Source organism: Alteromonas sp. 14N.309.X.WAT.G.H12 (assembly GCF_036697315.1).
Lineage (GTDB): Bacteria > Pseudomonadota > Gammaproteobacteria > Enterobacterales > Alteromonadaceae > Alteromonas.
In genome coordinates, this window is record NZ_JBAHZB010000001.1 from 272370 (window position 1) to 293993 (window position 21624).

Below are 21624 nucleotides of genomic sequence, written 5' to 3' on the forward strand. Positions count from 1 at the left end.
CAATCATAAAGGATGATTTTTTGAATCAGGACGTATCACGTTTAAGTGCGTGGTTTGAACGTTTTCCTGATGCGTGTAAAGCGCTAGAGTTGGGCCTGAGTGATTCCTGCTTAAAATACGCGATGGCCGAAAATCTTTGGTTGAGCACCGTTTTCTTGTTGCAGTGTGATTCGGTACCAAGAAAGACATTGCAAATTCAAACCGGTGTAGATAACCCCCAGATACTCTGTCGGCACCTCATAAAAGCCCACATCCAAAATAGCCCCTCATCCCGCGATTATATCGCGCGATCTCTCTACGAATTAGTGAGGTTGTGATGCGTTTTTTTTTTACAGCACTACTGCTGATATTTAGTTTTTACGCCTCAGCGCAGGATGCGGGGAATGAAGCTTTTAGGACCGACTGTGGACTTGATGACGAAGGCAGCATAAAGATCGCGGATGGCACCATTTGTGACCGAGATATTGCTTTTGGGCTGATTAACGAAATCTTCCCAAGCCTTGTCGAAGAGATAAAGCCTCTTTGGTCGCTAAATTATTTCTCTGCGGTCGCCGATACGCCCGAAGACCAAGTGTTATTAGGCGATTATCATGGTGACGAGATTTTTTTCACCCTGTCAGGGTTATTCTATGCTCTGATTATTTTACTGATTTCAGTTTACCTCCTGTTTTTAACTGTTCACGGTATCGTAAGGGTCCTGAAGGGTGGGTCGTTCATCAATGCGAATAGCATGAATGAGGATGACGTGCGTTCTTGGGCCGTTGGTGGTGCTTTCGCCGGTATATTCCTGCTGCCGTACAAAAGTTTTTTTGTCGGCCAATTGCTCGTATTTAGCTTAGGGACATTTAGTCTTACTCTTGCGAACATGGCGACGAGTGTGTTTTATGCGGGGAACCAATCTCTTTTTAAAAACTACACACAACCTGAAGTTGTCCGGGATACCGATGTATCAAGCGGTGTTTGGGAACGTCATAGTTTTATGGCGGACAGTTATTATCGTTACTTAACCTCCATGTCACTGTGCCAACAGGAAACTGTAGCGTACAAAGTGAGCGCATCCAGTTGGACAACAACCACCGAAAGTTACGAATCCCGTTATTCCTGCGAGGTAGGAGACAATGAAGACGGTGATTTCTTGACAGAATATTGGACAGATGACAGCAAAATCCCTCCTTTCGGATGGTATGACACAGGATTTACGCCGAATTATGGCGTGGGCAAGTACCGATACAGCTCATTGAAAAACATTGTCTTTGAAACGAAGCCGACGCGCTCCGATGCCTGTCTTATTGAAGGAGATACGTTAGAACCTTACCACTGCGGAGGGGTCACGATATCTAATCCAAATTGGACCAACAATCCGCTTATTGCGCTTCTGGACGAGCCTAGCGAGCTTTTTGATATCCTCGAATCTATGGAGTCAGGGATCACCGCTGATATACAGCCAACAGAGCTCAAATCCTTAGTGAGCGAGCATTGGACGACGCTCAAAGCATTGCTTGAAAAAGCGTTAGCTGAGAAATCTGCCGCCGCGAACCTTGCGGATGAAGATAATACCTTGGTGTCAGTCGATAATGAAGTTATGGAAACCCGGGCTGCACTGAATCGTGTTCTGGAGGATTCGGCAAGATCCCATTATCAAAGTGCATCTAGGATGTTGCACCAGGCGGCCATGAATGCACTTTTGTTTGGATCAAAACATGAATATGAGCAAATTCATTCTGTTCGCTCAGGGGCACGAAAAACAGGCTCTTTAGCGCTTGTTGAATCAGGTATATCTTCGCATTTTCAGATAGCTAAGGAGTTGGCTAAATGGATCAGACGGGGGCAGTGTCTTGATTTTCAAGATGGCTTAGAAAAAACACAACTAACCGTTGATTACCTTAACGGAGAGAGTGATAGATTGTCCGCAGCGGCGTCCGCCCGCTGTCTAGATATTGACGAGAAAGAAGTCTTGGAGCGCATGGGTGATCTGGGAGAGTACGGAACGGAAGAATATCGGCAACAAGCGCTAGCCCGGTTCAATGAGATAAAAGAGGAGTTTAACGAAGACTGGACGACCCATGTCGAACTTTTAACCAAACAACGCCGCGCCATTGAATCTTCATTTTCCGAATCCGTTCAGGAAGGAACGTTAGATCGCTGGTGGGTTGATGTGCGCCAAAAAGGGTACCTTGCCGTTGCTGATTACCTGAAGAACATCAATCAAGTTGTCGAAAGCTACAAAAACGATGTGCGCCAAATCACAAACACATATCAGTTCATGAAGCCTAACTACAACTCGCGGTATGTCAGTGCGAGTGTTGATACTGACCGGGCCACGGACGCACAATTTATGCCTTATTCATATGCGGGTGATGAAGTGTTCAATAGCACTTACCCAGAATTCACCAAGGTAGATCCCCTAGTAAGTAGTGCCTCCTGGATGATGCAAAGAGAAATGCTAGTCCGGCAAAAGCCTCTTGATGACGGCTCGCATGACATGGGCACGTTTAAGATTTTCGAAATGTTCTCATTCTCAGAAGACTATTTGGACCGATTGGGCATCTCTTTTGATTACACTGATAACGACAAGGAATTATGCCTTGAGGACCCCTCAGAATGCCCTTTCCCATTGTCAGATCCTATTGTTGAGTTAACGTTGCTGGGACATGACATGTTAGATGTTGGCATTGAGTTTTTCAGTATAGCGCTTCCATCCAAGGCGATTTCAAAGGCTGTTCTGAAGCGTGGACCAAGTAATAATGGGAAGACAGTTTCTGATGACGAGATGGAATTGCTAAAAACATCAATGGGTGAATTCGGAAAGACCTTATTCGGATTGGTTGATATGGCCAGCGCGAGTATTGACATTATGTACGACTTACTCGGGACCTTAATGGTGGGTGTCACTATTATAGGCGCGGTGTTAGCTTACGTTTTACCGGTCATTCCCCAGCTATACCTATATATGAAATTTGTCTCATGGTTTATGGTCGTGGTTATGGCTAGCTTCTCCGTTTTACTGTGGTGCATTTTCATGTTCCGTTTTAAGGAAAAAAGAGAGCTGATTAAGAGTGCCGGCCTTCATTATGGTGTTGAAATCATGTTTTCCCCCACCTTGTCCGTGGTTACGACGATGTTCGCTTATTACTTTTTTTATGTCGTGGCATTCGCGGTTGGCGTGTCTTCGCTCTTCCTTGAAGGGCTGCCATTATTTAAAAGCACAGGGGTTATTCGGCATTACTTCGATTTGTTGTTTTCGCTGGTTCTTATCTTTTTTATTTTCATCATGGGATTACGTTACACCTACCAATTGATGGAAGATATGCTGGGCGAACTGCTGACACGTTTAGGCGTGAACCATAAGGCGATGGATGACAAAATTGGCGACTTCGTTAAAGCGATGCTATTTGACAAAGGTCGGCAGCTACTTGATTCCGCGCATGCTAAGACAGCCAATCAAGGGCGGCGAGAAGTTCGCGGTGAACTACAAAGCCGGATCCAAAAGGCACAAAGTAAAATGGGTGAATACAATGAGATGTATGGTGGGAAAGAAGATTCGCAAGGGAAAGTGGACTGATGATGCGTTGGGTTTATTTGGTATTTATTCTTCTTATTACGCCGGGGCATGCCTTCGCTGAAGACGCTGCAGCGTCAGAGGACGAGGGGCAATATGGAAAACTGAAAACGGTGATGGGAAACACGAGTAACCAGTTTATTTATGCTTTCTTCGGCAAAGGGTTGTTGCTTTATTTTCTCGATGACAGTGAGGATATTAAAGCGGTTTCGGTGGCTGACGAGTCGGAGTTGTCACAATTGTCGAAGCCATTTAATGCCGTTTTTGGTCAGCTTTTCATTATTGGGTTAACGGCAATTTACGGTCTTAGCGTGATCTACTTTCTGGTGAAACTCGGGGGTTTTGGAATAAAGGAGGTGTGGGAACTCAAAAGTAATGGAAAGTCGAGAATGTCAGGAGACACGCGTCGTGGCTTTTGGGCTAAATTGGTTTTACTTGGTGGTTTGGTCATTTTGCCAGTTCCGTTAAAAACGACCCTTCTTGACGATCAATTTTATACAAACCCGGTAACAGCATTGCTTTTTGACGTATTAGGGAAGGCGTCGGCAATAAGTGATGAAGCAACGAGTGATTTGATAAAAAGGCAACGGCAAACGCTGTCGACATTGCCGTTGCCGGCTTCTGATGCAAAACAAGATTCGGCAATGGCCATGAATATTTTCTTTACGTGCCTTAGAACGCAGGAATATAGGGAGCAAGATGCGGAGTATCAAGAAGAGCTTAAGCTTTATCCGCAGCCAGGAAGTGGTGAGCAAGTCTTGCGTGGGCGGGTGAAAATAGGTGAGTGCGGTCTTGATGTTCGGTTAGGAGTAGATCGCAGCACAGATGAAGACATGCAGGCCCTAAATCTAGATTCTGAGACCTTTGATTTTGATGAAAACATGTTTGCCAACACGCAGATCAGCGTGTTGACTAATGTGTTAACACAACAGCTAGAACGAGCTCTTTCCTTTAGTGCAGAGTTGGCCAAAGAGGATACCTATTCGGATATGAATACGGGACAGCCAACACTTTTGAGCTACACCGCGCAAAAAAAAGACAACATCGAACTGACCCGGTGGCTAGAAGATTGTGACGAACTTGAGAAGTGGTCAAGTGGCAGTGACAGCATCATGATAAAAGACCGCGCCCTCTTTAACCAACTGACCGCCCGGTGCAGCTCTTACCATATAACTAAAGCGCTGGTGTATCCAGACACTTACAGTGCCTTAGATGAATACCTATCGTCTCCAGGAAATCAAAGAGAACAAATCGCAATGTGTGTGGATCAAGCAACCATTGACGATATCATGTCAGGTGTTTATGTCTCTAATTACAAGTTGCTAGAATCGTCAGCGTCCACCTCAAATATCGAAAGTGTCGCGCTGGATGCGTGCGTGGTGAAGCAATGTTCTGAGTCCAACTTGTTGTCCGGAGGGTTGTATGCGTGTGCGAATGCCGTAGACATGTATTCAACGCGTTCTAATGATTTCCGGATTGCAGATCGTGGAAGTATGATGCTTGGTTTTTATATGTTTAATCTATTTTTGCATCACCCTGCCAGTGATAGCGCGAAAAACATTTTTAATCAGCTTCAATTTTCATTCTTCGACTCCAGTGAGGGGATCATCAATGAGCAAGGTGAACCAACCTTGTCTGTTTCTTTCACTGTACCTCAATATGGCGGGAACGGTTCGGACAAAGCTAATATTTTGAGTGATTTGGTAACGCCCTTGTCGGGGCTAGGTATCCCAACCATCTCCCCTGCCCCGGAGTTTGGGAGTGTTTCGAAGATCACCGGCTACTCCAGACTATTAACCTGTGTTCAAAGTCCTCTTCAAGTAAAAAATGGCTATGTTTGTAGCAATGTGCCGCAAGAATTTAGTCGATTTGGTATTGAGCTAATAAAAGGTGCAGTTGCGTTTAAAACGGCTTTGTTGATGGGTGATACCGTGTCTCGAACCGGTCGATTCTTTTCGTTGTCAGGGAAAAATACGGGTTCTCTCGAAGAGGCTGCGGGGACCGCTGTTCAGTCAGCTATCAGGAGGACGGGCGAACTGGTTTTGCCAGCAGCAGGAGCAACCTCGGTTTCCTACTTAACGGAAATGGCCGGGAATATTGGGTTTGGTGTCACCGATGAGTTTGGTGAATTGAACTCGTCTGTGTGGGCGGATCTGGGTGCAACCATGGGCGTTGATGCCATGTTCGTTATTGGCCTTGTCGGTACAGACTCAGCACTGATGTCTTTTGTTGACACAGTCTTGTTGATTGCCTTAATCGCCGGCGTTGTGTTTGGCATAATTATTCCGCTTTTCCCGATGCTGTTGGTGTTGTCTGCCCTGTCGAAATTCCTCTATTTAATCATTAAAACAATCGTGCTTCATGGCTTTAAATTAACAGATGTTATTTTTGATAGTGATACGGAATTTTTAACAGAAGGATTTGATGCGGTATGGGCTGATTGGCTAGCGGTGATTTTGAAATTACCGTTAACGGTCATTGGCGTTGTGTTGGCTTGGCTTTTATCTAATGTCGTCATTTCAAAAGTGATGAGTAGTATGTCTTTTGCTTTTGAAACAAACGACGGGCCCGCAGGGGGACTTATCGATACGGTTGTTATTATGGGCATCTCCCTTGTGGTAGTGGCCATTGTCTACAACATGGTGCTTACCGTCATAGAGTCATTTTATGATTTTACTGTTGAGTGGGTTTTGGGCCAAATGACAAATAGTCCGTTCGGCGATCAGCGGGCGGTGGGTTGGAAAGATGCGAAAGGCATTTTAACGATGATGGGGCGGTAGTATGGCTCGGGTATTATGTTTTTTTCTATTACTGTTCCCTTTGGTGCCTATTGTAGATGCCGCAGAAGACACAGATGATGTTGCGCTACTCTCTGAAATCAAAATGATTGAGTGCCGTGAGAAAATTATGTCTATCAACGGTGATGACTTGGATGGTATTGCCCCCAACAAAGTCATAGAAGCATGCCAAGGATTCCCTTTGTCCGATGATGTCGCGGTTCAAATATTGGGGGCCATGATTGGTCCTGATTTCGTCTCAGTATTGGATGTTCTCTCTTCATTTACCAAAGAGCCTCACGGATTTTCGAGAGATGACCTCCTCTTTTCAATACTTAGCCCGATGCACACAACATTGTATTATTTCAATGTGGGGGTTTTTTCTGTGTTTGTGTTCTTGGTGTTCTGGCATTCAGGACTCCAAGTTCTTCGATGGCAGCAAGGAGGGACAACGGGCGATTCAGTGAAGATTTATCTTCAGAAATATGGTGTGAGCGGAGCCGTAAAAGGGTTCCTAGCCTTCCCGTTTTTAGGATGGGTAAACCCAATTCAGTTTATCGCTTTATTGTCCGTTTCTGCTTTTTTATGGCTATCAAAAATAGCTGTTACCTATTTGTTTCTTGCTTCATTTTTTACGAATGTGGGCAGTACAATCAAGGATTCCGTTGAAGATTCCATTAAAAACCAAGTGGGTGCATCAATCTTAAATTACACCTGTGATATTGAGCAGCGGGAAGCTTTAATTAAGAGTATCCAAGAGAACAATGAGGGTGCGCAGGATATGGCATATGTTCAAGAAAACGAACTGTACAAGTGCCTCATGGGGGTAGGACAGTTCGGAGCGTCCCTTAGCAATGAGATCACGCAAGTCACTGCGATTGATGCGGGGGTGGACACTTATCTCGTTACCCCCAAAACGCTCTCTCAAACAAAGCAATGTGTCACCGAATATGAGCAAACCATTGCAAGTTGGGGGGAGGATCCTGATACGTTTACCAGTTGCGGGGAAACCTACATAAGCCTTCCGTCCGGCGCGAGCACACAACAAGTAGAAAATGCTCTCGACGTCTATATGAACGACGATATTGAAACCGACAAGCGCAACGTCGCTCTTAAACTGCAAGAGATGGTTTGCCGGGAGGGTGACTTGCCTGATTTCAAAGGGGGGGTGGTTGCTAATTGCTTTGTTGCTCGCGTTAAAGGTGATTCATACGAGTATGGAACAACAACAGACACCTTATCGGGCGTTGAAACACTGGCATATTACGGTCTCCCACTTTCTGTTGAGTCTAAAGATCTACTTAAAGAAGAGGTGATGGACGGTGCAGACGGGATAAGAGAAAGCATAACCAGCAAGACCTCTGCCTTAATTGACCATTTTTCTGACCTTCTCTCTCTTCTGGAATTGGATGGTATGACCGATTCAGAAAAGGAAAAAATGGATGCGCAAATGGATGAGTGGAAGGCGGAAATCGCGGACAGTGGGAGTTTGGGGGTTAACCAGGCCGATGTGGATAATGTGATCCTCTCGATAAGACGGGGGGTTTGGTCTTCAGGCACATTGTTCTTTGGTAGTGTAAGTGAATCAATGGATGATAAGCGTATTGTGAAAACGCTTGCTCAGGTTTACAAGGTGTCTACGGGCTATGATTTAATTGATGCCGGGCAAAAATACTGGGCGTTGTTACAAATGATAAAACCCAGCGGTACTGATACCACCTCCAATTTGATTAATGGTAACATCGGTCACGGCATGATACTTCCACGGTTAGGCTTATATCTCGACAATATTGATTGTTGGCTTGACCAAACAGCCTGCGAAACCCCTGCGCTCAATCCTTTCACTGAACTGTCAAAGAGAGGGATTGAAATAATCGACCATGCCACTTATGGGATCATTGCAACCAAGGGGGTTAGAACAACGTTAACGTCAATCTCAAAACAAATGCTTGAGTTAGCAGGTTACGACCCCAGTGAGGCGGCCAAGACGAAAATGGGGAAATATATGATCTTCGACACATTCGAAGAAATTTATATCCTGTATTTACTAATTGGTTTTGTGTTGGTTGTCATAATCCCAGGGATCCCTCTTCTTAAAATTACCACGATGTTGGTTGCATGGCTTTATGATGTGATTAAGGAAATCCTTGTAATCACGTTGAAAATTATCCTATCGCCCGCCGAGCATATTGAGGAGGGTTTTGTTTCGGACGCAGTGAAAGACGCATTTCATAAAATCATTGGGCTTGGGCTTTATTTCTTATTTTTCCTTATTGGGATCATTGTGATGTTTGTGATGTTTTCATTCTTTTATTCACTCAATGTTCTCGTTGTTGGTGCGCTGGACTTTGTCATGCAATGGTCAATGGAAATGTCGTCACTTGAGTCTATGGTTATGGGGGTTATCATGGATACGGTTATCGTCGGAATTCTGCTTTATGAGATGCGAGTGTGCACCCCCTATATTGAGCGTTTACCCAGAGAGATGGCTGCTTATTTTAACCTGGAGTCGAGCAACACAGATGGTGTGGTTAAACACGCAGAGAACATATTGGTGTCCAAAGTCTTTGTGAAGGTGTCCGCGCTCCTTCATGGGGGGAAATAAATATGATGCGTTAACAAATATGTTGCGTTTAGATAGAAGAAAAAATGATATCATTACACTATGCATAATCATAGGATGATAATGATGCCACAGAAGATCACTGAAGAAAGTGTTAAAAAATTCATTGTTGAAGTGAAAAACGCAACCCCCTCCATGATCGCGAGGGGGGATAGGGATATTTTAAACAGTATCCCGCCGCAAATCTTTGAAAAGATATTGCAGAATGTTTATTCAGGAGATGTTGCCCTTGCCCGTAACATCATGAGCAATCGCTTTGATCAAGTGGATTACGAATCGCCAGAAGAAGAAATAAGGGCGATTCGCACTCTTATCCCGGCCTCAGAAACTCTTTACCAGGCCTTACAGTCAGGATCCTCTGTACTGTTGATTTCTGACACGGACAATGATGGCTCCTTAGCTCAAGGAATTATGATTGATGCTAGAAAGTACTTTAACCCTGGTCAAATCCATGTCGCGTCGAAATCATACAGTCCATTCCATCACGGATTTGAGTTAGGACAAATTGACGGATGGTTGAAAGAGCAAGGCTTAATGTCCTCCGATGAATTTACAGTGATTGTGGCAGATTTAGGGACCAATCAAGGCGCTGAACAAAAGGATTTTATCCTCCGCTATCCTAATGCCAATTTAATTGTCGCTGATCACCATAAGCCGGACTTCTCCGCCATGATGAAGTTTGAGGCGGGGTTGATGGATTTCCTAGAGTCAGATCGACGCCCGGGCGAGCCTGGCGTCGGTTTTTTAACGGAAGGCGATGTTGCCCAATTATCGCCATTGGCGTCACAGGAAGAACTGGAATTACTTTGGCTAAACGCGAAGTCAGATAAAAATGAGTTTGTTGAGGCATTAGGTCAGACTGTTAATATGACGAAGCGCTCCTACTTGGTTTCCCCGTTTGCGAAAGGCTCAATGAGCTTGGGTTTAAGGAACGGTGGTGGTGTCAGCGGCGGCTTTCTCGTTTACATGTTGATGTCAGAGGTGTTTAAGCGACGTCGTACCCAGGACCTTACCCTTAGCGGCTTGCGTGATGAGGAATTTAACGAACTCCTCATGCCCATGAAAAAAATGGGGAGGGCAGCCAACCTCCTTGATGAAGTGGATTGTGATATCCGTTTAAAGCCCCTTCAAAAAGAGGATATCGATAAGGCACTTGACCTCGCTAGAATAACGCGTAGTGGCCGTTCATTAGGTAAGTGGATAAGACCAACACAAAGAGAGAAAATACAGTCTCTGGAAGGGTTTGTGGGGCTTCCCGCAGTTCAGGAGTTACTTGATATACAAGAATTGATGGCCAAAGAAAACCACACGGCCGCGGCACTGATCAGTGTGTTACCTAAAATATTTAAAACAGATGGCGGAGACGAAGGTGAAACAAAAGCCCTAGATGTCCGTTTGGAGGTCGTAAAATTCCTCCAATCAGTGAAAGTCTCTGAAACGGTGGGTCGTGATTACGTGAAAGAATTGCGGCCGCACTTTTTTAATTTTAATTATGAAAATCAGGTTTCAAGCAAAAGTAAGCACCCGTGGCTTGCTGTTGCCGAAGAGACGTTGATGAGTATTAGTAGAGCTGAGAAGGATATTTTAACGATCATTCGAGACCATCAACTTGTCTCGGAAATATCATTGGATTTCGCCATGCTGACGCAGTCTATTTCACCAGAGATTAATGATGTATTTACTGCTCATCAGCTCAAAACGGCATACCATAGTTTGAGTAAGCCTGTTGATATGGGTCTGACGTATTCGAGACCAGGGGAAGTAACTTTATCAATGAGGAGCGATGGAAGGATTTCCATTAGCGACATCCTTTTTGAGTTGAGAGATGAGCTAGGCTTTATCTCTCCAACATACAGGGGGCATGGCCAAGTTGGTGGGCTTACCTTGAAATACAACCCGCTAGCAATCACCTCTGAGCATGATTTGCTAAAAACGTTCGTCGCTTTCGTTAACCGAGAAGCGAAGAAGGTCATTGATGCGCAACCCTTGGTCGCTTCTTTCGAATTAACCACTACCCATCTAAAGGTGGTAAAAGAAGTGATGGAAGTTATGCGAGTGCATCTATCAAGAAAGGTCGCGCCGTCTATGTTGATGAGGCTTTCACCGGACACGACCTTTGAAGATAAAGAAACGCTCAGAAAAATGACGGTTTCTGAGTTGGTGAAAAATCGCGAATGGGTCATAACGAGCGAATATCTCGATTTTGGGATGACATCGTCACTAATGATACCTAACCAAGCACTAAAGGCTGTGAGTAATGACGGGTATCGAGGTGCGCTTAGTTTACAGTTATTGCCGAACGGTGCTTTTATGGCAAATGATATTGTAACCGGAGACCAACTTGCCCCACACAATGTTCCCCAATTGGTCTCTCCGTTAGATCTAGAGCGAGAAAGGCAAACCGCTCTCTACAAAGAGTATTTCATGAACAAACCGGTGCCGGTGAAAAAATTCACCCGCAAGGAGGGGATTGAAGCACTTCAGTTTTCGTTCAATTCAGAAAAAGTTTTTAATACAGGCGAGGCCATCGCATTATCTTTGATGCGCACGAAGAAGGCTGACAGCTACATTGTTGTGGACGTTGAGGCGGATGGGGCCGGCAATGCGCCTTGTTTTAACATTGGTATGCTTATCATGACGCCGGTGCCTAATAGTGGGACGGTCGTTGAGAATAGTCCAGAAGAGTTTGAGGATAAGCTTAAGCGTAACCCTGAGTATGTGCGTAACTGGCATAGAGGCAAATCCGGGGAAATTATTGTTAACGAAAGGATGCAGGCGTCATTGCTTTCCCTTGTTATTTCAAAAGACGGTTCAAAGCCGATTCTGATTTCCTTTAAGTCCAAAAACCTAACGAATATGGATCAGGATATGTTGACGGAGGTCGGGTGTTCCGCTAAAGAGGCGCAAGATAAAATCCTGTCAGTGCTTGACGGTGCCGGAAAATTTATTATACAAGCCCACAATCTTCCTTACGACAACAACATTATTCGGGTTAATTTCCCGGAAGTCTACGGGAGAATGCAAGATGCGATTCATTTGGATTCCGCACCATTGGCAAAGAACCATCAGATTGCCTACATGAACCTTAAAGTAAGTAAGATTGGGGGGTATGAGTTTTTTAATGCAGAACATACCGGCTATAACTTAAATACATTCCTTGATGAACAGGAAAATTTTGATTTCCCCTCAATAAAAGGCGATGCCTTGCTCAAGGTTCGAGGTGATGACTTGTTTATCACAGAAATGTCGTCGCGGATCACGACAAAACTGGATAGCGATAGAGCGGATTTGGTAGGGCAAATATCACAAGGCTTGTTCAAGGTTCAATATCCGAAGTATGGGATCCAAAAATTGCTCCGAATGGCCACTATTCGTGACATGATCCAAAATAAGCCGGTAAAAAAATTGGCGTATGTCGATTTTGAAAGCTTTGGTTTTCCAGCGCTTCCACCTAAGTTATGGCGTCATTTTCAAGAACACTACGCGTTTGATTTAACGCCGTCCCAGAATGTTGCAAAGTTTAGTGTAATGCCGGGAGTTAGAGAGCTACTAGACTCCTCCACCCCAGAAACACTGGGAGGTATTCCAGAAGGGGTTCTGCTGGCAAAAGTACGAGAGTGCGGTGAGATCTATAACCCTGGCCGAAAGTTAGGGGTCAGGGAAAAGGCGGATATTGAAGCCGCTAAGAAGAGGGTCACCTACACTGATTTGTTGAAATATAATGCAGAGAGTTTTGTAAAGAAGAATCCCGAAAATGCCGAACGATACGCGTTAGCATGGGCGTATGAGCTGGTCCTTGACCATCATGAATTGGCGGTGAAAAACGTTCCTGCAAGCTTTATTCGTGGAGTGACTGGCATGATAGGCATCGCCCCAGAAGTGGTTAAGCAAATCTACCAAGACGTGTACGATTACAAATCCTTTCGAGGAATCAAAAGGTGTATGGTTGATGAAGACCATGCGAATATTTGGTTGGAGGGGGATTGTTTTCAAGAGTATATGGTTGTTGCTCATATGGCAGCGGAAAAGCTCAGAAATCCCTATATGACGCCGGCCATTTGTTTTAGGACAGGCTTAAATCCTCAAATGAATGTTTTAGAACAATTTTCCCGTCAGGCCGTTGAAAGTTCTCTGAAACAATTTACCCGTGAAGTGGCTCATGTCTCTATGGATTCAACAGATTTGGTGAATGCGTCAGCTAAGCAGTTAATGAATCAGTTTTCTGCTGACGGTATCTCTATTGCAAATGAAGAGGCGGGTACGGCACGGTTCAAATGCAGATCTAACAGTAGAGATATGGTTAATGTGCAGGTGCTCTTTCCTGAGTACGGAACGGAACGTTTCAAGTTACTCTCTGATGATGAAAAACAGCGCTGGAAAGCAGAGGTAGAAAAAGCGATCACCGCCCTTGTTCTCGTAAACAGCATGAGTAAGGTCAACACAAGCGTTAAACCTAAGTTACTTAGCATTGCAACATCCCCAGATGTAATAGCCTCAATGGACGCTATACAGGCGTTTTTTGGGAAGTCCGTTCCAACCGAGCGCGAGTCGGCGATTAAGAAAGTCATGAAGGTAGTGAGTCAGGCAATACTTGGCGATAAATTACCTCTTCAACTGCCGATCAACAAACACCTAGATGATAGCGACATTGATGCGTTAAAAGCTGTTATTTCTATGGCTCTTAATAATTTAAAGGAAAATCAAGGTTATGTTCCTGCGGTGAGTGAAGATACGATTTTCGAGGGTCTGCAAACGGCTCGCTTTGAGTATCAATGTTTTAAAGAACTGCGGAATACGGGCGAGATCCCCTTCGGTATTGAGATGCTTGGGTCAAAGAGTTTATCGACGCAGTTAACCGCCACAAGAAAGATGTTGGGAAAGATTTTGAGGGTTCATTTGGATGCAAACAGCAGTCTCGCTTCAGGTGTGTTAGCCAGGAAAGCAGACCCGCTTAAGTTTATCTTGTCCAGTGATTTCAAAAACGAGTTGATTAAATTTGACTTGCCCTCTGTCGGGAAATTGAAATTAAACAATGATAGGGACGTAGATCTCTTGCTGGACGTCGACCCCGCTCCGCCCAAAGATCCTGAGCCGAAAACGAATCATGAAAAAAAACGAATAACCATTAGAGGTTAGTTAATGTGCACGTTAAATAATGTTCGAAACTGGGAATGTTCTCTAAATGTATGTTCCTGAATAAAAAGTACGACCCCAGTAAATTTAAAAATGTACGCTACTAGAAGATGATCTAACAAGAGAAAAGGAATTCCTTGACGTATGAATTTATTGAATAAGCACGATCTTGATGAAGAGTACATCGACTTCATTGAGAATGAGAAGTTTTCTGGAAGGTATTTAAGTGAATACGTAGCTAATGTACAACGTGTTTACTTAGCAGACAATCGCCCTTGGGTTATTGGATACAGTGGAGGAAAAGACTCCGCTGCAGTTATGTCCTTAGTATACATGGCTTTGCTTGGTTTAAAAGAAGAGGAGCGTCACAAACCTATATTTGTAGTTGCGTCTGATACTTTAGTCGAAACCCCAGCAGTAGTTAATCATGTAAATAACTCACTTGCAGCTATAAACCGTGGTGCCAAAAGAGATAGCCTACCAATTACCTCTCATAAAGTTGTACCAAAAACATCCGAAACGTTTTGGGTTAACATACTTGGAAAGGGTTATCCAGCGCCAACTAGGAATTTTCGTTGGTGTACAGAACGGATGAAGAGCAATCCTGTCAGCTCATTTATTACTGATAAAGTGAGTAAATATGAAGAAGTGGTTGTTGTCTTGGGTTCCAGATCTCAGGAAAGCACATCCCCAGCGCAGGTTATAGCAAAACATAAAATTGATGGCTCAGATTTAGCTAAACACATGTCACTATCTAACGCTTTTATCTATACCCCAATTGATACTTGGAGTGTAGATGACGTTTGGAAAATACTACGCCTATGTCATTTAGTTAGTGAGGAAACACCAAACGGCACAAAAAATAAATGGTTCGATAAATATGATCTTGAATGGGAAAACCCTTGGGGCGGAAAAAACCTAACCCTTTGGAATTTATATAAGTATTCATCAAGTCAAGGGGAACGTCTTAGGGGGGGGGATGAAACAACACCTTCCTGCGGGAATTCTAAGTTTGGATGCTGGACATGTACCGTAGTTACTAAAGATAGAGCCATGGAAAGTTTAATACAAAATGGCGAACAATGGATGGAACCATTACTTGACCTACGCAACAAGCTTTCTGATACCACGCAATTAGAAAATCAAGGAAAAGTTAGAAACCACATCCGTAGAGACGATCAAAAAGAGCTAACTTACGATTATACATATGGCCCTTATTTGCTGAGTTTCAGAAAACAATTTTTAAGGCGATTGCTTGAAACTCAGAAGCAACTTAGCGCTATTGATAAAACCTTTGAATTAATTACCGTACCAGAATTGCATGCAGTAAGGCATCAATGGCTAAATGACCCAAATGAACCTGACTGGGATGATTCTTTACCAAAAATATTCAAAGAAATTTTTGGATATGACTTAGATTGGACGATTGATGATACCAACCAGTTTAGTAAAGAAGAGTCAGAAATTATCAATCGATTAGTTCCTGAAACAGGCGTGTCTCCGAGCCGAAACGTGAAAAGTTAAAGGACAAAAAACCCCGCAACAGCGGGGTTTTTCTAATGTTGAAATAAAGGCTCAACTTTTGAGCCAAACGTTTTGCGGTGCCACTTCAAATTGGAGGATGCCGCCAGACGTTTGCTTAGATGCGAATTCCTTTTTCCTTTTTGAGCGAAAGGCGCGCTGAAACGAGCCTATCAGAGGAAGGTTCACCTTTGCACCGTCGTCATAGCAAACGATGAGAATGCCCTTAAAGAGAACGTTAAGCAAGTAGGACACATTTTTACCAACCGTTAAGTCATCACTAAAGAACTCATTCATTTTATTTGACTCATAAACTATACCGGTGATCTCATCGACAAGCGCCATAAAAGTCGGTGGTTTTGCAATAATGCTGAAGAAATGCTGTATCATAACATCATCCACCTTATCATTGTTTTCGATGAAACGGCTGGTTAACCCTCGGGCTGTTGTCGAGGCCGCGAATGAAGCCCTAAAAGTCAATTCTTTATCGCGATTGAAGCGCCAGTGAACTTTCCAAAAGTTCATGAACTTCACATGGTCAGCACCGGCCTTGTGAGCAGCTTCAATTTTTCTGGCGAGGTGAATTGAAATCAATTCGCATAATTGATTAAGGCAAGGGATCAGTTCGCTCAAGGCATCATCTTTGTGCCTCTCTTTCATTTTGTTTATAAATTCTTCAATATTGTAAACCATTGTTTTCATCCTAAATATCAATATATGCTTTTATAGAGGCCCGCGGTACGAGCCCATAGTGCCGACTGTCAGTGCCGACGGTGCGGTTATCAGAAAGTGCGAAATAGTAGCCATCAGGGATGTCCACGAAGACGTTCCCGTTTTGGCTTGGTAATTTATCCAGAAAAGGCATATCAAAGATTACATCGGCAAAAATGAGAGCTTTACTGCCTTTGGTCGATGATTTTGGATTTCGCGTTGATTCGTAAACGTAGTGCGCCCCGCCGTATTGATCATGGTATTCATACGGAACGCCAGATATTTGTTCGCCGTAGGTATCAGCCCGTTTGCTACGCAAGAAATATGATTTGACTTTATCTGTAGGCGTAAGACGGACAGGCACTCCATTGATCGCAAGAAGATTACCCTCGCTTTTGGAGAACTCTAAGGTGTCACCTGGAAGCCCTACCATCCTTTTTATGTAAAAACCTGGAGGGTGTTTGACGTCGATGTCAGATAGAAGCTCAGGGGATATCGCCACTACTCGGTTGCGTTCTATCGCTTGAAACCCCCATATTCTTCTTCCAGAATAGACTTTGTCTGGCAAGATGGTTGGAGACATCGATTCACCATGAAGATAAAAGCCTGGCTTCACATAGCCGTAGAGAACATATGCGGAATAAGCTATAAGTGCGATTCCAATCAGCGATAATATTGTTTTTGTCGTATTTTTCATCAGAGTCAATTCCATCTGATCACCTAAATTTAATTCGCAGACCTCACCGGATAATGAGGCACTTTGAAATACAAGGTGCAGAAATTGCTCTATCCCTGCCTTTATTTATTTTCTTATGTACAATATAACAAACAATGAAAATGAAATCAAACAATTTTACTCACGCGACGCTTAACTCTTAAGGCGTTGCTCAACGTAGTGATCCATCCCCTCAATAATGTCCTTTACCGCGATGCTTTTTATCCAGAAATGCCAGAGGTCAGCCGCCTTGAGGCTTTCATACATTTCTTGTTCATCTACGCCGTAGAAATCAATAAGCGCCCTGGCGAATATGGATGTATAGGAAGCCCCGTGCCCAGCGAAAAGATGTTCATAGTCGCGGAAGGAAAGCCGATGCTTTCCTTGGTTTATTCGGTATGGGTTAGGCGTGATGAAGTCAATGTAGTGACAGATTTCGTGAATAATAATGGGGGCTGTAAGCGCCCAGCTAAGCTGGATGGTTAATCTCATTGCACTGATCCTCACCCCGGATGAAGCTTCAGTGCGCTGCCCGATTTTTTCATACGACGTATCGTTTGCTCTCCTCAGCCACCCCCAAATGTCACTAGAATCTTGTTTTTTTACGGATTCAGAATCTAGAACGCCCCCCCCCGCCATAGAGAAAGAGAAAAAGCATGATTTCCCTTCCTCTTCGAAAGTGATCGGTAATGGCGGCAGTTTTGCAAAATTAACAATATTCCGAGCGACATGCAGGAGTTCTTCAGGGCTATGGTTATTTTCTTCATTAAAATGGGTTTCTTGCCAGCGATATAATTGCATTTTTTGACGGTCTTTAAGCAAAAATTGCTTCATCCATTTCGCGTCGGCATTATTGCCTCGTATCATTGCAAATAATTGGCTTTGTGTTGCAGGTGTTGCATCTAGGCACATGACATTGTGAATCCGATCACGAAGCGGGCTACCCAATCCTTTGTATAACGGGTTAATGATAGTCCGTCTATTGACCCCTGCATCTTTGAAAACAAAGAATTCAAGGGTTTTCTCGTGATAAATGTTTTTTCCTTTGTGTAAAAGCATACCTAGCGAAGACACGCCGTTTTGTTTTTCAAACAGGGCACAAAAAGCATTAGTGGCGGCTATTACACTCTTAAATCGGGTTGTTTTTTTTAGCGTGAACGTCATGCCAGGTGTCGACAATTGGGCCGACGCCGCCCCCTCCAGAATATGGTTAGTACTAACCATATGTTCACGGTTTAAAAGTAAGTCTTCTCGAAATGTTATGATTGATGCGTATATCATAAAAACGATGTATAATTATTCCTTATTTATGATTGTATCACAAGGATGGATATGTCGAATTTCTGGGGTAAGCTGGGGTTTTCAATTGAGAAAAGAACGTTCGAGCCGAGAATTTTAACGGATGAAGAAAAGCGCGAGCGTAATGAAGAGCAATTGGAGTATGACAATATAAACCAAAAGCTCCGAAAAGAAACGGCGAAACTTTATTCCTCAATCATTCCCAAAGCACTTATTATTCGTTTAATGGAATTCAATGATTATACATGCACGCAGTGGGGAAGCCGAAAATTCGCAAGATTAGTCAATCTTGCAAGAAACATTATTGATATCGAAGTTCACTCGGAGGAGGGATTCACCTTTGAACCGGCGACGAGACGCGAGGAACAGCGGGTTATTTTAAAGCTCAATATGTTAATGGCATTGTTTTTCCCTATCCCACTTAAGGTAATGGTAGTGGATCCTGAGATCGAAGATAAATTTAAGAAACTTTTTAAAAAAATATTAATTGATGAACTTTCGCTCCTTTCGCCGGCTGAATATGCCATATTTGAAGATGGGGTGTTTTTAGGCGTTAAGTGTCCCCCGGGGAATGTGATCCTTGATGTGTTTCATGACGCATTACGATTTGAAGAAGCGCAATTCGGTTACCGTGTCAATACGGACGCGATGCGGACGCAATTAGGCAAAAGCCCCACGTTCACCTCCAAGGCAAAAAAGGCAAGCGAACAGAATATAACACCCGGTTGGCTTTTTGAGTTTCAAAATATTCATGGTGTAGACGGTTTCTTTAACGAGGAAAAAGCGATAAAAGATAATGCTGCAATGGAAGAAGATGGAATTTCTTAAATAAGATTTCAGTTGTGGACATTAGATATTCAGGCGTAGGAACCCGCCTGAAAAGTTCAAAGATTAAGGCAGAGAGAACCTCTGCCTTAATTTATTTTCATGCAGCCACCTCAGCGTCTTCCCCAAACACTTTTTCTATTTGACTGGACTCTAAATACAGGTTGATGAAGAGCTCAGTGCTATCATGCAATGGCTCCAATAGCCCGCCTAAGTATGAAAGAAGCACCGATTCTGCGTTTTCTGGGCTCACACTGTTATCTCTAGTGTGTGCGTAGATAAGAAAACTACATGCCTTTGCGAATAGGCCAAGCCGTTCTTTTATTTGGAAGCAGATATTTCCGTTGCTTGCGCTGGTTTCAAACCCTACATTTACAAAGTTGCCAATCCCCTGCTCTTCCGCATATTCGGGGTCGAGCTCAAAGAACGCTTTAAGTTGTGTGCTTAAGGGTAATTCGGTAATGACTCGAAGGGATAAGTAATCCAGCTGCATGGTCTTACGGAATGTCGAGAGCCTATCAAAGGAAGGGTATTCTGTTTCACTATCCCCTGAAAACAAACAAATAGAATCCGTAAATCGAACGAGCTGACGACCGTTGTCTTGGGCATGTGCACTGGCAGTAAACGTTGGCATAACGGGGCATGTGTTTGCGTTTTCGTTAAGACCCCCACCATAGTAATCAACGATTTGGTCTATGTTGTATGCACGGGAAGATAAGCCCTGAGAAATGGCATTCATTGAGAATGGCAATGTGGAAAGTCCATCTATCTCATTGCTTTCGAGGCAGGCATTGATGCCAACTTCGGCCCCTCCACCAGGGAAGATGATTTCCGCTGTTTTAAGGACCATGTGAAAGAATGCTCTAATTGCATGGGCAACCGCTTTTGACGGGCGACTAAGGATGACCCCGTGCTCCACATCAATATAAAACGAAATAGGCTGTCGGCTTTCTGAAAGGGGGACATCGATTTTTTCTGCCTCAATCCCTTTCTTTATAAGTTTTTTCGCCTCCTTCATAGTAATCGAATGACCCACCTTAAGATGCTGCGTGAAGAGTTCTTTAGCCAGCTTCTTAATCGTTTTAGGACAGTAATTATAACTGTAACGCGCCATCTTAACGAAGACCCCCTTTATGGGGTACTGCGACTTGTTATGACCTTGATTCTCGAACACAACAAAAGGACAGTGGCCGCCAAGCAAATGAGGAAACAGTGCGTAATACTGGGTTTCTTCTATACCCTTAGCTTTGGTGTAAACCCGGAATTCGGGCCCGTTGAGCTCAATACTTTCTTTTGTAACCTGGTTATTGACGGCACGACAGATTTTCGCGAGCTTACTTAATTCTGCGAGGGCGTAATCGTTATCTCGCCCAGATAGCTCAAAAGAATGTACAACGTGCTTCGCGCAGATGTCGTCCAAAAAACTTTTTAAATTTAACTTTACATAATCCGTATTCATTTTCTTCCTTGGTTTTTCTAACAAAGTCATTTCTCATAAAATACGCTGTTGCGTGCCTCAAATCAACATTATAAGTTTGATCGTAAAAAAAATAGTATGTGACCTGTGATAATATCTTTATAAGAAGTTTATGGAGAGACGAATGTGAGAGAATTGTACAAAACAGAAGATGGGACGTCGGTTTTTGACCTAGATATCACGGATGACACAAATCAGGCTGCTTACACGAAAAGCCCTACTGAAGAAAAGTTTTTGCGTGATGTTGGCGAATTTTCCAATGCCGGCTTCCGGATTGCTAGCAAGGAAAGTTTTCCGACGTCAGACGGGCCTGGTAGAAATGTTGATTATGACATGTATTCACCGGAAGCCATCCTGGTTGCAAATGGTAGTGATACGGACGCAGCCGTTGAGCATGGAATGATTTTCTTACACGCCGGGATTGAGGATAAAGAAGGGGCATTTCTCTATCTAGCTCTGGATGGATCGGCAAAGGGTGATGTGCTGGAAGAGACAGCACATTCCACCTATAGCTTTAAAGGTGATCCCAATGGTGTGTTTTTTGAAACCGAAGATGGTGACCTATTTGGGTATATGCGGATTGCGCGTGATGCATCTGCGGGACTAGGGAAAGAGTATGATAACGCCCTGCAAAACCTCAGAGAGCTAGACCTCCCAACAATTCCTATGCCAATGGAACGCAGTGTTGTTGAAATGATCCCGCATTTCCAGAAAGAGGAACTCTCTCCAGAAGACCTGACAATGGAAGAAATTGCAGAAGTGCTTGGGGAGCATTTTAGAGAGCGGGTTGACGCCTTTGAGATGCCGGGAGAACTTATGGGTATCGCATTGGCCGCCAACCCGAATGCACCACCGCCACGAGAAATTCGCAATACAGAGCTCAACCGGTCATTAAAAGAGTCCATGCGTCGACGTTTGGGATAACGTGTTACCAATCGTATTTCTTTATTATCTTTGTTAAATTAACAATCACCATTGATGTTT

General features: G+C 43.7%; 12 protein-coding genes. 8 read left to right on the top strand and 4 right to left on the bottom strand.

The features are described 5' to 3' along the window. Nucleotides 1–20 precede the first annotated feature (20 nt). The 6 genes from V5298_RS01190 (at nt 21) to V5298_RS01215 (ending at nt 15616) form a co-directional block, all read left to right on the top strand. Nucleotides 21–317, top strand: a complete 297-nt coding sequence (locus V5298_RS01190; RefSeq protein WP_332929630.1) for a hypothetical protein — start codon at nt 21–23, stop codon at nt 315–317. Further along, on the top strand, nt 317–3562 hold the full coding sequence (locus V5298_RS01195) for a hypothetical protein (protein ID WP_332929631.1): 3246 nt from the start codon (nt 317–319) through the stop codon (nt 3560–3562). The genes V5298_RS01190 and V5298_RS01195 overlap by 1 nt, the downstream gene beginning before the upstream one ends. Next, the gene (locus V5298_RS01200) at nt 3562–6339 is read left to right on the top strand and encodes a hypothetical protein (protein WP_332929632.1); all 2778 of its coding nucleotides are present in this window, start codon (nt 3562–3564) and stop codon (nt 6337–6339) included. Before V5298_RS01195 ends, V5298_RS01200 begins: the two co-directional genes overlap by 1 nt. 1 nt (nt 6340) lies before the next feature. Then, nucleotides 6341–8941, top strand: coding sequence for a hypothetical protein (locus tag V5298_RS01205; protein WP_332929633.1), 2601 nt, complete (start codon nt 6341–6343; stop codon nt 8939–8941). 81 nt (nt 8942–9022) lie between these two features. Continuing rightward, nucleotides 9023–14095: a hypothetical protein gene (locus V5298_RS01210; RefSeq protein ID WP_332929634.1), complete on the top strand. Its 5073-nt coding sequence runs from the start codon at nt 9023–9025 to the stop codon at nt 14093–14095. A 141-nt stretch (nt 14096–14236) separates the two neighbouring features. Continuing rightward, complete coding sequence (locus V5298_RS01215) at nt 14237–15616, top strand: phosphoadenosine phosphosulfate reductase family protein (protein ID WP_332929635.1); 1380 nt, start codon at nt 14237–14239, stop codon at nt 15614–15616. A gap of 51 nt (nt 15617–15667) precedes the next feature. On the opposite strand, the gene V5298_RS01220 is transcribed toward V5298_RS01215, so the two are convergent. From V5298_RS01220 to V5298_RS01230, 3 genes are all read right to left on the bottom strand, one after another. Next, nucleotides 15668–16306, bottom strand: a complete 639-nt coding sequence (locus V5298_RS01220; protein ID WP_332929636.1) for a hypothetical protein — start codon at nt 16304–16306, stop codon at nt 15668–15670. 10 nt (nt 16307–16316) lie between these two features. Beyond that, on the bottom strand, nt 16317–17036 hold the full coding sequence (gene lepB, locus V5298_RS01225) for a signal peptidase I (RefSeq protein ID WP_332929637.1): 720 nt from the start codon (nt 17034–17036) through the stop codon (nt 16317–16319). A gap of 156 nt (nt 17037–17192) precedes the next feature. Next, nucleotides 17193–18203, bottom strand: coding sequence for a hypothetical protein (locus tag V5298_RS01230; RefSeq protein WP_332929638.1), 1011 nt, complete (start codon nt 18201–18203; stop codon nt 17193–17195). A 168-nt stretch (nt 18204–18371) separates the two neighbouring features. Here V5298_RS01230 and V5298_RS01235 point away from each other — a divergent pair, with 168 nt between their 5' ends. Continuing rightward, on the top strand, nt 18372–19166 hold the full coding sequence (locus V5298_RS01235; RefSeq protein ID WP_332929639.1) for a hypothetical protein: 795 nt from the start codon (nt 18372–18374) through the stop codon (nt 19164–19166). Between the two features lie 97 nt (nt 19167–19263). Here V5298_RS01235 and V5298_RS01240 read toward each other — a convergent pair whose 3' ends face one another. Beyond that, nucleotides 19264–20646: a hypothetical protein gene (locus tag V5298_RS01240; RefSeq protein WP_332929640.1), complete on the bottom strand. Its 1383-nt coding sequence runs from the start codon at nt 20644–20646 to the stop codon at nt 19264–19266. Nucleotides 20647–20766: 120 nt separating this feature from the next. On the opposite strand from V5298_RS01240, the gene V5298_RS01245 reads away from it, so the two are divergent. Then, nucleotides 20767–21564: a hypothetical protein gene (locus tag V5298_RS01245; protein ID WP_332929641.1), complete on the top strand. Its 798-nt coding sequence runs from the start codon at nt 20767–20769 to the stop codon at nt 21562–21564. Nucleotides 21565–21624: the final 60 nt, after the last annotated feature.

Coding starts and splice junctions, on each gene's coding strand:
- V5298_RS01195 (WP_332929631.1), top strand. CDS start 317: ATGCGTTTTTTTTTTACAGCACTACTGCTGATATTTAGTTTTTACGCC.
- V5298_RS01200 (WP_332929632.1), top strand. CDS start 3,562: ATGATGCGTTGGGTTTATTTGGTATTTATTCTTCTTATTACGCCGGGG.
- V5298_RS01205 (WP_332929633.1), top strand. CDS start 6,341: ATGGCTCGGGTATTATGTTTTTTTCTATTACTGTTCCCTTTGGTGCCT.
- V5298_RS01210 (WP_332929634.1), top strand. CDS start 9,023: ATGATGCCACAGAAGATCACTGAAGAAAGTGTTAAAAAATTCATTGTT.
- V5298_RS01215 (WP_332929635.1), top strand. CDS start 14,237: ATGAATTTATTGAATAAGCACGATCTTGATGAAGAGTACATCGACTTC.
- V5298_RS01220 (WP_332929636.1), bottom strand. CDS start 16,306: ATGGTTTACAATATTGAAGAATTTATAAACAAAATGAAAGAGAGGCAC.
- lepB (WP_332929637.1), bottom strand. CDS start 17,036: ATGGAATTGACTCTGATGAAAAATACGACAAAAACAATATTATCGCTG.
- V5298_RS01230 (WP_332929638.1), bottom strand. CDS start 18,203: ATGACGTTCACGCTAAAAAAAACAACCCGATTTAAGAGTGTAATAGCC.
- V5298_RS01235 (WP_332929639.1), top strand. CDS start 18,372: ATGTCGAATTTCTGGGGTAAGCTGGGGTTTTCAATTGAGAAAAGAACG.